Here is a 15,915-nt window from a genome sequence, read left to right as displayed (position 1 = left end):
ATTGATTGAAACAAATCACAGGTGTGATTGATCTCCCGCAAATTGTTTCTAACAAATCACAAGTGTGATTCATTTGCCGCAAAGGGTTTGTCATCGATTCGTGCGAGGGGTTGAGCGTCTTTGCACGGTCAGCTCTTGAAGCGCGAGGCAAGTTCGTCGTCCGTCAGGATAAAGAGAATCGGTTTTCCGTCAGGTGTGAGGCGGTTTGACTCGGACGAGAAGAGGGCGGCCATCATCGCTTCCATTTCTTCGACGGTGAGCGGTTTGCCCGGACGTATGGCGGCCGACTGAGCCAGCGAGAGCGCAAGAGCTTCGGCCATTTCGTCGCCGATTGCGCCGCACAATTCGGCCGCACAATGGACAAGGTCTTTGAGCAGTTCGGCGGGATTGTTCTCCTCCACTCCGGCCGGGAGCGCCGTGATCGAGTAACTGTTGTTGCCCATCGGGTTCAGGTCGAAGCCCAGCCGGCGCAGGTCGTCCATCAAGCTCGGAATCAGAGCGGATTCGGCGGGTGTAAGCTCCACAAGCTCGGGAAAGAGCATCTGTTGCGAGGCGCCTTTCTGCTGTCTGACGTTGCGGATGTATTGATTGTACAGAATCCGCACATGTGCCCGATGCTGGTCGATCAGCACCAGCCCCGATTTCAGCGAGGTGATGATATAACGGTTTTTATACTGGAAGCAGGGAGAGGAAACGTCGGGGAAGAGCGTCTCCGACTTCGGCTCGCGCGAGGGAATATCAGCCGTCAGTCCGCTCTCTTCCGAGGGGTCTCTGCGTCCTTTTTCGAAATCCTGATACAGCATTTCCCAATTCCGTTCGGGATAAGACGGCCGATGCGTCGTCTGAAACGGATTGTATTTCGTATCGACCTGCACGACGGGGGGGCGGATACTTCCCTGCGTCGAAGGATTATATACCGGGATGTCGATCGCGCCTTCGGTATCGAAGTCGATGCTCGGCACGGAATTCGACTTGCCCAGCGCCTCCCGCACGGCCGACGAAAGAATCTGCCAAATCGGCTGCTCGTTCTCGAATTTGATTTCCGTTTTGGTGGGATGGATATTCACGTCGATTTCGGACGGGTCTAACGTCATATAAATGAAATAATCCGGCCATTCGCCCGCCGGTATCAGCGGCTCGTAAGCGTGCATGACGGCTTTGTGGAAATACGGATGCCGCATATATCGTCCGTTGACGAAGAAATAGTTCTGATACCCGCGCCGGCGCACGCTATCCGTCCGTCCGATGAATCCTTCGATTTTCACGAGCGAAGTGCCGCTTTCGAGAGGCAGGAGTTTTTGATTGAAACTTTTGCCGAATACGTTCACGATGCGTTGGCGCAGCCCCGACGTCGGCAGGTTCATCACCTCCGTATCATTGTGATAGAGCTTGAAAGCAATCTGCGGATGCACGAGCGCGACCCGCTCGAACTCGGTCATAATGTTGCGAAATTCCGTTTCGTTCGATTTAAGGAACTTGCGGCGCACCGGCACATTGTAAAACAGGTTTTTAATCGAGAAAATCGCTCCTTCGATGCAGGCATCGGGCTCGATGGATTCGAGTACGGAGCCGGAAATCGAGAGCTTCGTCCCCAGTTCGGCGCCCCTTGCCCGCGTGCGCAACTCGACTTGCGCCACCGCCGCAATCGAGGCCAGCGCCTCGCCGCGAAAGCCCATCGTGCGCAAGGCATAGAGGTCTTTCGCATCCGAAATCTTCGACGTGGCGTGACGCTCGAAAGCCATGCGGGCATCGGTTTCCGACATGCCTTTGCCGTTGTCTACCACCTGTACGAGCGTGCGCCCCGCGTCTTTGACATGAACGGTGATCTCCGTCGCCTCCGCGTCGACGGCGTTCTCCATCAGTTCTTTCACGACCGAAGCCGGCCGCTGAATGACTTCGCCAGCTGCGATCTGGTTGGCAATGTGGTCGGGTAATAAGTGAATGATGTCGCTCATTAACGAATGTAGAAGAACCAGTAAATGACGGCGAGAATGGCGAGGATAAGCAGCAAACGCATATTCTTGTAAATGCGGTCGCGCATGTCGTCGCCTTTTGCTTTGCTTTTCTTCAGGTGCGTCGTCCCTTCGACGAAACTTCCCCTGATCGCCTCTTTGTATTGCTCGTAATCGGTCTCTTCGACACCCATTTCCATTTTTACCCGATGAATTCGCTTCTCGAGATTCTCCTTGCGGGGGTCCCAATAAATCGGCTTATGCTCGAACTGCCGAGGCTTGCGCACGTTATAAAAATAAAACATTCCCATGATGGTCTCTATCGATTATTCGGGTGCTAAATTACGAAATTTATTGCTTCGTTTCGGCGCATCTTCCGTTTTTCGTTGTACCGGCGTGTAAATATCGTCCTTGCTGAGCGGACGCATATAGTCGTACCAGTAAAATTCCTTTAACGTTTTCTGTTCCGGACGAAGGGCGGGAATCGGAGTCAGCAAGCCCTGTGGCGACGGCCAGATAAGGAGCTTGTCGATTTTGTTTTCTTTCAGCCAGATGGTCATGTAACTGCTCTTCGTTTCGTTCATCCCCACGATGCTTCCGTCTTCTTCCAACGGATAGTAAATCGACTCGGCATTGCCGTCGATATGAATCTTACGGACCGACGGCCCCTCGAAAAAAGCTTTCAGGTCACTCCCCTTCAATTGATTGTAATACGAGGAGTCAAGGCGTTGAATCGAAAAGGCGAAGCGGATTACATGTACATAATCGACCGTCGTGTCCTTCATGTGCACGACAATCGTATCGCCATACAGCTGATAGTCTTCACTCCACAGCACAGGGTCGGTGTACATATATAACACCGAATCTTTCGTACTGAACTGCATCGAGTCGCAGACGCCCTGCAAATCGACACGGAAGAAACGCACGCCGTGATACGCCTTGACGATTCGCGCCGTCGAATCGACGGTCATCATTTCGAACGTGTCGGCATGCATATACAGCGTATCGCCCTGCGAATATTCGAGGCAGCGGGCGCTGTCGGTCGCGAACGCGTATTCGTTCTTCTCGTCGTAAAATCCGTACTGCCCTTCGAAAATAATTTTCTGCGCCGTGTCCTGCAGGAAGATATTGCCGAAAGCCTCGCCGAAACCGACCTCCCGCTTATAGGAAATCGAGTCGCCCGTCAGCAGACGGTTGCCGGAGACGATTTGCGAACGGTCTAAAAGCAGCGCCGTATTCTCGACCGTGTTGTACCAGCCTTTCGAAGTGTAGATATTGCCGCTGTCCGATACGATGACCGAGGGCCCCAGAATCGTCGCGATCTTCGTTTCCGTGCTGTATTGCAACGTGTCGGAATATAACGTAAACTTTTCGTTTTGAAGTCGCACGCTATCGTTAAAGACAGCAATCTTCGTGCCCGGCGAATATTGACCGTAGCAAGAAGACAACTCGTTCTGAGCGTCGACAATCGTTCCTCCCTCGAAATAATAACCGATATTGGCGGCGCGGTCGTAGTTCAGGCTGTCGGTAAAAAGCGTTACGACCGAGCTGTCGGCCTGAATATTTTCCATGCGCACGTTTTCGCGCATTTTGGCTAATTGCGCATTGCCGTCGTAAAAAAGATAGTTCCCGTACACGAACAAGGTATCGCCCTGCTCCATCCGTACCGACCCGAACGCTTCCAACGAACTGCTCTGCTCGTAGAAGTAAGCGCTGTCGCAATACATATACGAACTGTCGTGACGGAAACTGACATTACCACTCAAGACTTGCCGGTCGGCGTTCACCTCTTTGTCGAACAGTTGCACATCGGCATGTTCCAGATAAACTTTCGTTTTTTTCGGAACGGACTTCTCGGGTTGCTGCGCGGCAAGCAAAAGACAAAAAAGCAACAGAGAATTCAGCAAGAGGTATCTGCCGACGGTCTTCATTCTTTGATCCAGCCCGGATAGCGGAAGTCGCAGTTACGCCATCCATCGGCAATCCGCACGTATGTTGTCTTTTGTTGCTTGATGATCCAGTCTCTCAGCAGGTCTTCACGCTTACGGTTTTCGACGAGCGTTTTCAACACCTGATAATCGTCGGTGATGTTAGCGCGGTGACTGTCCGTACGTGATTTCAGTTTAACGATGGCAATCACCTCTTTCTGTTTGTCCGTAAGCATGCGGAACGGCTTCGAAATCTCTCCCACCTTCATGCCATAGACCACCTTGCTGACGTCCTGCGGCAACTCCTGCATCTCGAACTTCGGCGTGCCGGAATGGCTGCTCTCATAATTCTGGTTCACCATCAAACCTTTGTTGTTACGGGTGTCCTTGTCGAACGACAGATACGTGGCCGCCTCTTCAAACGTCAGCTTATTGTTTTGGATGTCGGTATAAAGCGAATCCATACGGGCGGTCGCTTCGTTCAGTTCCTTGTCCGATACTCTCGGGCGCAACAGGATGTGGCGGCAATTGATGCGGTCGCCCCGCTTTTCGATCAGCTGGATGATATGATAGCCGTATTCGGTTTCGACAATGTTCGAAACGCGTTTCGGGTCGGAGAGGTTAAACGCGACATTGGCAAATTCGGGCAGCAAACTTGTCTTGCCCAGAAAACCCATCTCTCCCCCTCGGGAAGCCGATCCGGGGTCTTCGGAATACAGACGTGCCAGCGTCGAGAATTCCATCTTTCCGTTGTTGACTTGCTCGGTAAATTCGCGCAAACGCGCCTTGATGGCATCCGTTTCTTCGAACGGAATATTCGGTTCCATCGTGATAATCTGTACTTCGACGGTCGTAGGAATCATCGGCAGACTGTCTTCGGGAATATGCTGAAAATAGCGCCGTACATCCGAAGGGGTGAGCTTGATTTTTCCGACCAGCTTCTTCTGCATCTCCTGCACAATCTGCTGCTCCCGTATCATCGCCTTCCGCTCTTCCTTAATCTGCGACAACTTCTTGTTGAAGTACTCCTCCAATTTCTCCTGCCCAATCTGATTGATGACCATGTTGACCCACTGATCGACGGCACGGATTACCTGACTCTCGCTCACATCCACACTGTCGACCTTGGCCTGATTCAAATAGAGCTTCTGGATCGCAATCTGTTCCGGGATAATACAGTAAGGATCGCCGTCGAAACGCTGTCCTTCGTTCTGCATATACAGTCGCTGAGATTCTACGTCCGAAAGGAGTATGGCTTCGTCGCCCACCACCCAAACAATCTCATCGATCACATTCTTCTGTCCGTAAGCCATGCCCAAATGACAAGCCAACAAGAAGCATATCCAACCTTTTCTCATCTTACTCTGTATTTTATGGTTTCATGTTATAAAAGATGACGCTACCTTTCCGTACGGCATCCCGGTAAAGCTCTTCTTCAAAATTTCGTAGAAATTCGACTTTGCGTTTGTTAATCATCACCTCTTCGATCTGAGGTTGCGCATATTCATACGGTGCCACATTTCCCGCCAGCAGATATTCGGATATATTGAGGAAATAACAATACGTGCTGTCGGTAAACTCAAAAGCCTTGTTTGTCTTCAGAAACTGTGTCTTATTCGATATGCGGGTCGGTATTTTAGCCAGCGCCTCATCCAAGTCGACCCAATGATCGTAGAAATAATCATACATAGAAGCGTTCTGAATGCTGTACTTCTCGATATTCTCAACGGCCTCGAGTTTCTCCGACTTATACCACTTCCGTACATCCTCCAAGCCGGGCGCATCGAACGGCACCTTGATAAAAAGTCCTTTGATCAAATGCTTATCCAACGTGAATTTCTGGGTGTTCTCGTCGTAATACTGCCGCTTCTCGCTTTCCTGAATCTCGGCAGAAAGTTTGTTGTGTACCATTCCTTCGAGATAACGATGCCGGAGTAACGCCCGACGATATTCTTCGACGAGGCGATTCACTTCCGCCTCTTCTCTGCCCAAATTGTCTTCGGCAACTTCGTAAATCAAGATGTCCGTGATCCACTTTTTGATGTAGTTTTCGGCCATCAGCAAACTGTCGGCCGGCGTGCTCCCTTGCGGGATAACCTTCTCCACTTCGCTGCGAGTCAACGAAAGTCCCTCCACTTGTACCAAGATGTCGGCATCTTCCCTCGCGCCAGAAGGACGGCAGGCTCCGAGAATATATCCTCCGGCCAACACACACCAAAGATACCACATCTTCCGTTTCATCACACAGCCTCCTTTCAAGATTGCGGGATATACTTTTTCAGGTTCTTAAGCACCTTCCAATCGACTTTCACGTCATATTTAGCGTTCAGCTCTTCGATCCATTCTTTTTCGAGTCGGACCTGCTCCTCAGCCGGTTTGCTCCAAACTCGCTCGTTGCTGATCTCGAACAGCAGAATGCCGTCGCGGTACTCTTTCAACAGCTTTTGAAATTCCGGATGATCTGCGTTCAGACTTCTCCGACCCAGTTCATTGATGATGTCACGGACAAAAAGCCGGTATACTTCGTTCATAAAATCGCCCGAATACGTTTTCGTGGAGAACGGATAACGACGAAGATACTCCGCAAACTCCTTCTGCGGAAAATCCATATTATTCATGTGCATCAATACTTTGTCCATCTTGCTGGCGCGGTTGTAAAACGCTGTGTCGGTAGGGAAATAGTCATCGCACAAACGTTGCAGTTCGTCGTATGCTTCCTGATTCAGTTTATAGCCTAACTTCTTCTTTTCCCGCTCATCATAGCTGTAGAAGAGCTCGAAATTGTGTTCTCCCTGCCTCATCGTCGTATAATATGCTTTCTCCATTTCTTCGTACGGGGCTTGGGGTCTCCTGTCCAGCAACTTGATGATATGATATCCGTAACGCGTTTGAACCGGCTCCGAAATGTCGTTGACTTCTTTCAACGCAAACGCGGCTTGTTCAAATGGTTTGACCATTTCACCCAGTCCGAAATAAGGTACTGCACCACCCGTAGCATGCGTTCTTCCGTCAATGGAATAGGCAAGAACCAAATCTTCGAATTTTTCTCCGTTCTTCGCTTTTTCGTAGACTTCTTTGGCCTTTTGAGCAAAAACGAGGGTATCGAATGCTTCGCCCGATTGTTGATCGGGGCCGACTAAGATATGCGCCACACGCACTCTGCCCGGATTCGGAATCTTCCGGTCGATGCGGATAATATGATAACCTAACGGCGTACGCACGGGTCCAGAAATATCTCCGGCATTCATCCGGAACACAGCATTTTCAAATGCCTTTACCGCTTGAAGAGGATACAAATACTCTATACGTTCGTACATAACGGTATCCTTGTTACTACTTGAGGCCACAAGCTCTTTACCGACTTTGTCGAAGTCTTCACCTCCTCGGATGCGGTCGTAGGCAGCCTTGGCTTTGTGATAAACCGGAACTGTATCTTTCGATACCGCCTGATTGGGCAACGGAAAGAAGATATGTGTAACCGTAGGGATGTGTTTGCTTCGGTTATATATTTCGTGAATCGCTAATGCCTCGCCAGGCTTATCGGAAAGAAAACTGGCACGCAACTGTGATTCATAATTTGTGAGCTCTTCCTGGAAGGCTTTTGTTTGGTCTACTCCAGCCGCTTCAGCATCTGCCACCTTTAGTTTGAAGTTTTTGAACAGTGTCACATATTGCTCGAGAGACGTCTTATTCGTCAAATCAACTCCACTATCTTTCTGTGCAATAAAAAGAAATTCCGATAAGGGAATGTCTTTTCCTGCGATCGTCATCACGGTAGGGTCTTCAGCCTTTTTTTTCTGCGCAAATGTCGGCGTACATATCGCTGTGGCTAATGCGGTACAAAAAATAATCTTTTTCATTACCTTTTACTTTATGATATTGTCATGTTTTAATTGGCCATTTCCGAAAGGAATTTAATCCGAATCAGGCGAATTTCTTCTTCCGTATAGTCACTGCCCAACTCTTCGATGGCAGCTTCCAAATCATCGGTATCCGCTTCTTTAAAGTATTCGTAAATCTCATCAATATGATCTTCGTCCATCGCTTCATCGATGAAATAGTCGATATTAATCCGTGTTCCCGAATATACGATCGACTCGATTTCATCGAGCAGTTCATTAAAATCCAATCCTTTCGAGACAGCAATATCGTCAAGCGCTACCTTCCGGTCGATACTCTGAACAATCCACACTTTCATCTTCGACTTGTTCGCAACGGTACGCACGCGCATGTCTTCCGGACGTTCGATCTCGTTTTCTTCGACGTACTTTTTGATGAGCGCCACGAACTCCGCTCCATACCGCTTCGCTTTTCCGGCACCTACGCCCGGAATATTCTGCAATTCGTCTAACGTAACGGGATACGTCGTTGCCATCGCCTCCAACGACGGGTCTTGAAAGATGACGAACGGAGGCACATCCAACTGCTTCGATAATTTTTTTCGCAAATCTTTCATGATTGAGAACAAGGCCGGGTCTACGGCACTCGATCCTCCTCCGCGTAAAGGTGTTTCCGGGGTATCGTCCTCTTCGAACTCGTTATCTTTAACGATCTTAAACGAGACAGGATGCTTCATATAGCCTCTTCCTTGCGGCGTAATTTTCAGCAACCCGTAATTTTCAATATCTTTGGCAATATAACCGGCGATCTGAGCTTGACGGATTACGGCATTCCACGTTCTTTCGTCTTCATCCTGACCGGCACCGAACAATTCCAGTTCGTTTTGTTTATACGACAAAATATCCGCCGTCTCATTTCCCAGCAAAAAGCTAACCACGTAATCCGTCTTATATTTTTCTTTCAGTGAATCGACGGCTTCCAGAACGGTGAGCAATAAGTCTTTCGCTTCCATCAGCGTTTTCGGATCGAGACAATTATCGCAACAACCGCAATTTTCCTCCATATATTCTTCTCCAAAATAATGTAACAATACTTTACGACGGCATACTGCCGTTTCGGCATAAGCCGCCGTTTCAAGCAATAACTGCTTTCCGATCTCTTGTTCTACGATCGGTTTGCCTTGCAAGAATTTCTCCAACTTCTGCAGGTCTTTGTTTGCATAAAAGGCGACGCATTTCCCTTCGCCTCCGTCACGTCCGGCACGTCCCGTTTCCTGATAATATCCTTCGAGGCTCTTCGGGATATCGTAGTGTATTACATAGCGCACATCGGGCTTATCAATGCCCATACCGAAAGCAATCGTGGCCACGATCACATCGGTTTCTTCCATCAGGAAAGCATCTTGATTGGCCGAACGTTGCAGCGAATCCATGCCCGCATGATAAGGCAGGGCTTTGATCCCGTTCGCACACAAGATATCGGCAAATTCTTCTACTTTTTTACGGCTCAGACAGTAGATAATACCGGACTTGCCTTCGTTCGCCTTGATGTATTTGATGATTTCGCGATCGATATCCTTCCCTTTCGGACGTACTTCGTAGTACAGATTGGCCCGGTTAAATGAGGATTTGAACACTTTCGCCTCCGTCATCCCGAGGTTTTTCTGAATATCGTGCTGCACTTTCGGAGTAGCCGTAGCTGTCAGTGCAATCAAAGGACGTTTTCCGATCTCATTGATAATGGGACGGATCCGACGGTATTCCGGGCGAAAATCATGTCCCCATTCCGAAATACAATGTGCTTCGTCTACTGCGTAGAACGATATGTTAACTTGACGCAGAAATCCGATATTTTCTTCCTTGGTCAGCGACTCCGGGGCTACATAGAGTAACTTCGTCTTGCCGGACAGGATATCCTGTTTGACCTGTTCAATAGCTGCACGGTTCAACGACGAATTGATAAAATGGGCTACGCCGTCTTCCTCGCTGAAGTTGCGCATGGCATCCACCTGATTCTTCATCAGAGCGATCAGAGGCGAGATAACCAAAGCCGTTCCTTCCATAATCAGCGACGGCAACTGATAGCAAAGCGATTTCCCACCACCGGTCGGCATCAGCACGAATGTATCTTTTCCGGCTAGTACATTTTCGATAATTTCTTTCTGGTTGCCTTTGAACGAAGAAAAGCCGAAATGAAATTGCAACGCCTCCGTTATATCAACACCGGCAAGATTTTTCTTCGTCCGAGCCGTAGACGTTTTTTTTGTAGTTCGCACGGCCGCTTCGCCCGACACCTTTTGGTCCGACTTACCTGCCGACGTCTTCTTCGCTACAGGTTTACTTTTCTCTGCCGACGTTTTTGTCTTTTTCATTTTCGGTTCGTCTTCCGTGATATCTTTTTTCTTTGCCATATTTATCAGTACAATATTCCTATAGCTTTATGCCCTTTGCAAACGGCTGACATCTGTCTTCTCGAACTGCTCTTTCGCATAATTCAAAGAGACAGTCAGTTTCTTCTTGTTTTGGGAAGGCATTTGGTACATGGCATCCATCATGATCGCTTCCACGATGGAACGCAGACCGCGTGCTCCCAGTTTAAATTCAATGGCTTTATCTACCACATATTCATAGACCGCTTCATCAAAGGAAAGTTTGATGCCGTCCATTTCGAACAGTTTAACATACTGCTTGATGATAGAGTTCTTCGGCTCGGTCAAAATCTGTCGCAGAGCCGACCGGTCTAAAGGTTCCAAATACGTCAGAATCGGCAGACGGCCGATAATCTCCGGAATCATGCCGAACGATTTCAAGTCGGTTGGGGTGATGTATTGCATCAGATTGTTCCGGTCTACGACAGCCGTTTCTCTGCTGGCTGCGTAGCCAACCACACGTGTATTGAGCCGCTGTGCGATCTTTTTTTCGATACCGTCGAAAGCTCCTCCGCAAATAAACAGGATATTACGGGTGTCTACGGCAATCATGCGCTGTTCGGGATGCTTACGTCCTCCCTGCGGCGGAACATTTACGATCGATCCTTCCAGTAGTTTCAGCAAACCTTGCTGTACCCCTTCGCCGCTGACATCGCGTGTAATCGACGGGTTGTCGCTCTTGCGGGCAATCTTGTCGATTTCGTCGATAAAGACAATGCCGCGTTGAGCGGTCTCTACATCATAATCGGCCGCCTGCAATAGGCGTGTCAGAATACTTTCGATATCTTCTCCCACATAACCGGCTTCGGTAAGAACGGTAGCATCGACTATGCAGAACGGCACATGCAACTTGCGCGCGATGGTGCGTGCGAGCAACGTTTTCCCCGTCCCCGTCGCGCCTACCATGATGATGTTCGATTTTTCGATCTCCACATCATCCGGCGTCACTTTCTGCATCAGTCGCTTGTAATGGTTATAGACAGCCACCGAAAGATAACGTTTGGCCGCGTCCTGACCGATTACATACTGATCGAGAAACGCTTTCAACTCCTGCGGTTTAGGCACATCCTCTCCTTTTGGCATAAACCCTTGACTTTTCGGTTTTGCTTCACGCACGATGTCGTAGGCCTGCATGACACAGTCGTCACAGATCGCCCCGGTCAGACCGGTAATCAGCAACGTTGCGTCTTTACGGCTTTTCCCACAGAAAGAACAAGAGCCGTCTATTGTCTTTGCCATATTGTTTTTACCGTTGTTTATTTACGCTTCATAATTTCGTCGACCATGCCGTACTCCTGCGCTTCCTGCGCGTTCATCCAGTAATCACGGTCGCTGTCGCGGGAAATCACGTCGTACGGTTTACCCGAATGTTCGGAGATGATGCGATAGAGCTCATCTTTCACCCTCAAGACTTCGCGAACGGCGATCTCCATGTCCGAAGCCTGCCCCTGCACGCCACTGAGAGGCTGATGAATCAGCACCCGCGAGTGCGGCAAACAGTAGCGTTTTCCTTTCGCGCCGGCAACGAGCAAGACCGAAGCCATCGATGCGGCAATCCCGGTACAGATCGTTGTTACCTGACTGCCGATAAACTGCATCGTATCGTAGATCCCCAGTCCGGCATAAACCGATCCGCCGGGAGAGTTGATATAAATCGAAATATCTTTGCCCGGATCGCTCGAGTCCAGATAAAGCAACTGAGCTTGTATAACATTGGCCGTATAATCGTCGATCTGTGTACCCAGAAAAATGATGCGGTCCATCATCAGACGTGAGAAAACATCCATCTGAGCAACGTTCAACTGACGCTCTTCGATGATGGTAGGGGAGATATAGCTGCTCGAGATATTCATGTAGCTCTCAAGCGCCGTAGTACTCATCCCCAGATGCTTTGTCGCATATTTTTTAAATTCGTTTCCCATTCGTGTCCTTTTCTATATTTATTTCTATTTTTCTGCCAGCACTTTTTCAAATTCGTCGAGCGAGATGGTTTTCGTCTCTACCTTCACCTGCTCTTTGAGCCATTCCGCAAGTTTCTCGTCGATCACACGGTCCACCAGATTTCTTACGGTTTCTTCTTTCTTCATCATATCTTTGGCATAATTCTCAAGCACATCATCGGGTACGGAAAGCATGCCGTACTGTGCGAACTGCGCCTGAGCCACCCGCTTGGCAAGCGTCTCGATATCGGCCTCTTCCACTTTAATATCATGAGCGCGCACGAGTTGCTCTTTTGCTAGATGCGCTTTCAAATCGTCCACCACATGCGGATAATCCTTCTCTACCATCTCCGGCGTATTCTTCTCGTCCGACTTTAGTAACCAGCGCTTCAGGATATCGTCGGCAAAAGATACATCGGCCGTTTTCTTCAGCATTAAAGCACGTACATCGGCAAAGAACTTATAATCGCTCTGCGGACGGAACTGCTCTTTCAACGACTCTTTCACCCGATCACGAAACTCGGCTTCACTTTTCACAACACCTTCACCGAAAATCTTGTCGAACAACTCCTGATTCAGGTCGGAAGGTTTATGGCGTGTGATTTCTTTGATCTCGAAACGGAAATCGCGGGTAATACCCGACACTTCTTCCTTCTTCACTTTGAGGAAAGATGCGATCTCTGCTTCGGCTCCTTCGTACGCTTTGTTCGGATTGAAAACGACCTTGTCGTTCAGTTTGGCGCCAAGGAATTTGTTACGTTCTTCTTCGTGTTTGATGTATTTAGGCATCAGCATGGCATCTTCGACCCAAATACCGCCGGGCAACTGCTCGTCACCCTCCATCTCTACTACCGAGCCTTTTACAAGGTCTGTTTCCTCAACGTCCTCGACATTATCATACGAGCCGAAACTTCTCCGGTACGAGTCAACTTGTTTATCTATCAAAGCATCGTCCACCTCTACCTCATACCGTGTTAACTTATCGCGTTTCGTCAATTTGATATCGAGCGTAGGCGCCAGTGCGATATCGAACCGGAACTCAAAACTTTCCTGCGTCTCGAAGTCAATCGTCGGATGATCGGTACACGGCACAGGCTGTCCGAGAATGGCTATATTATTCTCTCGAATGTAATTAAACAGACTCTCTGAAGCGATCCGGTTAATCTCTTCGGCCAACACGTATTTACCATACATTTTTTTGATCATACCCAATGGGACCATCCCCTTCCGGAAACCCGGCATATTGGCTTTCTGACGATACTGACGCAGACTCTTCTCGACCTGCGCTTCGTAATCATTCTTTTCTATCGCTACTGTTACAACACCGCTGACGGAGTCGTTGCTTTTTAATGAAACATTCATTCCGTTCTGTTTAATATTTAACCTTTTAAATCTGTTTTTTCTTTTATGCAGGGTGCAAAATTAGACTTATAATTTTAATCTCGCAAATATAAAACATGCAATAAACAATAATTTTCGCTATAAAAGACTTGTTTATTCCGATTTTATCTGTTTCTTTGCGGCGTGGAAGGAGTGATTATACTTTCGAACGTACATAACAATCGGTTTTTATCTCTGTCAGTTACTGATGATTTATTTTTCATTGTTTTGAACTTCCGGTTTTCTTACACTTTTCATTAGTAACGACGAGTATTTTTAATTTTATATTTATGAACATTTACATTGGAAACCTGAACTATCGTGTTCGGGAGAATGAGTTACAACAACGATTGGAAGAGTACGGGGCGGTAGATTCCGTCAAAGTAATCAAAGACCGCGAGACCGGCCGGTCGAAAGGCTATGCTTTTGCCGAAATGCCGAACGCAGCGGAGGCACATCGTGCCATCTCGGAGATGAACGAGACGGAGTTCGAAGGCCGTCAGATGATTATCAAAGAAGCGCTTCCGAGAAACTAAGGAAGGGCTCCTCTTTGTAACGAGTGAAAGGATAACTTCCGTCGGTCGTCGAAAAGACGGCCCGGAAGTTATTTTTTTATACTTTTGTCTTGATGAAAGGGATGTTTGCCGATCGAGGGGATGGATTTCAGGCCGTTGTGTTGCTCATCACGATGGTGAGCGGATATCTGCTTGCCTCGTCGTTTCATGCAGCCATACTCTTGATAACAGGAGAAGAGAATAAAATGCATCTGCCACCGGGTATGCTGTTAGGAATACAGTTCGTAGCCTCCGTCAGCGTTTTCTTGACGCCGGCAGTCCTTACGGCCTTTCTTTGCAGCGATGAACCTCGTCGCTTTCTGCACATACAATCTCTTCCGAATATACGCATCTGGTTCCTGGTCGGCGGTATGACCCTGCTCCTTATCCCGTTCGTTTCGCTCATCAGCATGCTGAACGCGCAGATGGAGCTGCCTGATGCGCTAACGCCCATCGAAAGGCGTATGCGCGAGACGCAGCAAGCAGCCGACGCGCTCGTGCGACAGATGCTTTCCGGCTCCGGCACATTACTGCCTTTTAGTCTGCTGGTGATGGCCGTAGGAGCCAGCATCACGGAGGAGTTCTTCTTCCGTGGGACACTCTTTTCCCTCCTGCGAAAGAAAATCCGCAACCCCCATGCCGTTATCTGGATTGTAGCCGCACTATTCAGCACCCTCCATTTCCAGTTCTACGGGTTTCTGCCACGCATGCTCTTGGGCGCCTTCCTTGGCTATCTAGTCTACTGGTGTCGTAGCATCTGGATGCCGATCTTCGCTCATTGCATAAACAACGCGTGCGCCATCATCAGCATATCGAGCGGCGCAAGGTCGGAACATGCTCTTACGACCGATGCTTCGCCGGAGAAACTTCGGATGTTGACCATTGGCTCTATCGTAGGGCTTACTTTGTTCGCCCTCTTGACGGTACGTATGAAACGTTTGCTCCGAAAGCAGAAAGAAGCGTAATCTTCCTATGGCTTTCCCCCATGCCGTCCTCCATGTCCGTGTCCTCGCTCCTGCATAAATTCACGCATAAATCGGGCTTCTGCTTCCTGATACTTGTATAGCTTTTCCACCGATAGTATCTGCTTGAATTTCTCGTGGTATTCTTTTTCCAGCTCGGCCTCTTTCAACCGTGTTTCGGTTGTGCAATCGACCAGCTTCTGCTGTTCTTCTTCCGTCAATCCTCCTTTCGAACGGCTCTTGCGTGCTAATCTTCGACAATCCCGTCCAATCTCGAACTTCTTTCGCTGCATTTCATTCTCGATCGGGATGAAAGCCGCAGCCTCATCGGCTGTCAAACCGGCTGATGCCATAATATACGCATTTCGTTTGGCCATAAAAGTCTCACGGTCGAATTTTCCTTTGTCTTCCTGTGCTGTAGCCGTAGAAAAAACACTTGCTACAGCCACCATCATCAATATAAAAAGTGTACGCTTTCTCATATGCTCATTCTATCTCTTCGATTTCTTCTAAAAACAGTTCGTCCGCATATTGTGCCTCCAAGTATTCCAAAAACTCTTGATCCTCCTCGGAGATCGCATTCAACGAGGCTTCGGGCACTTCCGTTTTCACAAGCAACGGCTCGGCCGTATGGTCTTTCTGCACGCGCTTTCCCGATATTCCTTTGAAGATTAGGAGCAGTCCGATAAAACTTGCCGCCAAATAAAGCCATGGACGCATCTTATCAGCCATCGAGACGATTTTGGTCTCTTTCTGCTGGGGACGCTCCGGTAGACGGCTCATAATCTGATCCGTCAACCCTTCCATATACCCATCAGGCACACGGAACGGATTTTTCTTCATATTCTCATCCTCTATATGGAATTGCTGTATCTTCATAACCGTCTAATCAGGGGTTGCGTATGTTTTGACATGTTAAAATTGAGAAGGT

14 protein-coding genes are annotated in these 15,915 nt (G+C 48.7%); 2 read left to right on the top strand and 12 right to left on the bottom strand.

The annotated features are described in order from the left end of the window. Positions 1-128: 128 nt before the first annotated feature. From mutL to tig, 10 genes are read right to left on the bottom strand one after another with little or no spacing between them, the layout of a single operon-like run. On the bottom strand, positions 129-1,955 hold the full coding sequence (gene mutL / locus Q4A89_RS07260) for a DNA mismatch repair endonuclease MutL (protein WP_303184596.1): 1,827 nt from the start codon (positions 1,953-1,955) through the stop codon (positions 129-131). Then, complete coding sequence (locus tag Q4A89_RS07255; protein WP_303184594.1) at positions 1,955-2,263, bottom strand: hypothetical protein; 309 nt, start codon at positions 2,261-2,263, stop codon at positions 1,955-1,957. Before Q4A89_RS07255 ends, mutL begins: the two co-directional genes overlap by 1 nt. A gap of 15 nt (positions 2,264-2,278) precedes the next feature. Further along, entirely contained in the window at positions 2,279-3,883 is a 1,605-nt protein-coding gene (locus Q4A89_RS07250) for an OstA-like protein (RefSeq protein ID WP_303184593.1), read from the bottom strand. After that, complete coding sequence (locus tag Q4A89_RS07245; RefSeq protein WP_303184601.1) at positions 3,880-5,193, bottom strand: peptidylprolyl isomerase; 1,314 nt, start codon at positions 5,191-5,193, stop codon at positions 3,880-3,882. The genes Q4A89_RS07250 and Q4A89_RS07245 overlap by 4 nt, the downstream gene beginning before the upstream one ends. Before the next feature lie 58 nt (positions 5,194-5,251). Further along, complete coding sequence (locus Q4A89_RS07240; protein WP_303184591.1) at positions 5,252-6,121, bottom strand: peptidyl-prolyl cis-trans isomerase; 870 nt, start codon at positions 6,119-6,121, stop codon at positions 5,252-5,254. Between the two features lie 14 nt (positions 6,122-6,135). Further along, positions 6,136-7,740, bottom strand: a complete 1,605-nt coding sequence (locus Q4A89_RS07235) for a peptidylprolyl isomerase (protein ID WP_303184590.1) — start codon at positions 7,738-7,740, stop codon at positions 6,136-6,138. A 29-nt stretch (positions 7,741-7,769) separates the two neighbouring features. Further along, a complete protein-coding gene (gene recQ, locus Q4A89_RS07230) occupies positions 7,770-10,130 on the bottom strand; it encodes a DNA helicase RecQ (protein WP_303184588.1) in 2,361 nt (786 codons plus the stop codon). 27 nt (positions 10,131-10,157) lie between these two features. Further along, a complete protein-coding gene (gene clpX / locus Q4A89_RS07225) occupies positions 10,158-11,387 on the bottom strand; it encodes an ATP-dependent Clp protease ATP-binding subunit ClpX (RefSeq protein WP_303184587.1) in 1,230 nt (409 codons plus the stop codon). A 17-nt stretch (positions 11,388-11,404) separates the two neighbouring features. Beyond that, positions 11,405-12,070 carry an ATP-dependent Clp endopeptidase proteolytic subunit ClpP gene (gene clpP, locus Q4A89_RS07220; RefSeq protein ID WP_303184586.1) on the bottom strand — a complete coding sequence of 222 codons (666 nt, stop codon included), beginning with the start codon at positions 12,068-12,070 and terminating at the stop codon, positions 11,405-11,407. Between the two features lie 24 nt (positions 12,071-12,094). Next, positions 12,095-13,450 (bottom strand): trigger factor, encoded by a 1,356-nt coding sequence (gene tig, locus Q4A89_RS07215; protein WP_303184584.1) that lies wholly within the window; start codon positions 13,448-13,450, stop codon positions 12,095-12,097. A gap of 308 nt (positions 13,451-13,758) precedes the next feature. Between tig and Q4A89_RS07210 the strand changes: the two genes are divergently transcribed. Together Q4A89_RS07210 and Q4A89_RS07205 are read left to right on the top strand one after the other, a co-directional pair. Further along, the gene (locus tag Q4A89_RS07210) at positions 13,759-14,004 is read left to right on the top strand and encodes an RNA-binding protein (protein WP_303184583.1); all 246 of its coding nucleotides are present in this window, start codon (positions 13,759-13,761) and stop codon (positions 14,002-14,004) included. 101 nt (positions 14,005-14,105) lie between these two features. Beyond that, positions 14,106-14,987 (top strand): CPBP family intramembrane glutamic endopeptidase, encoded by an 882-nt coding sequence (locus Q4A89_RS07205; RefSeq protein WP_303184581.1) that lies wholly within the window; start codon positions 14,106-14,108, stop codon positions 14,985-14,987. Positions 14,988-14,992: 5 nt separating this feature from the next. Here Q4A89_RS07205 and Q4A89_RS07200 read toward each other — a convergent pair whose 3' ends face one another. Both Q4A89_RS07200 and Q4A89_RS07195 read right to left on the bottom strand, forming a co-directional pair. Next, a complete protein-coding gene (locus Q4A89_RS07200; protein ID WP_303184580.1) occupies positions 14,993-15,466 on the bottom strand; it encodes a hypothetical protein in 474 nt (157 codons plus the stop codon). A gap of 4 nt (positions 15,467-15,470) precedes the next feature. Then, positions 15,471-15,863, bottom strand: coding sequence for a hypothetical protein (locus tag Q4A89_RS07195; protein ID WP_303184578.1), 393 nt, complete (start codon positions 15,861-15,863; stop codon positions 15,471-15,473). Positions 15,864-15,915 lie beyond the last annotated feature (52 nt).

It is taken from the genome of Tannerella sp., assembly GCF_030528505.1.
Lineage (GTDB): Bacteria > Bacteroidota > Bacteroidia > Bacteroidales > Tannerellaceae > Tannerella.
This window is presented reverse-complemented; position numbering and strand designations above follow the sequence as displayed.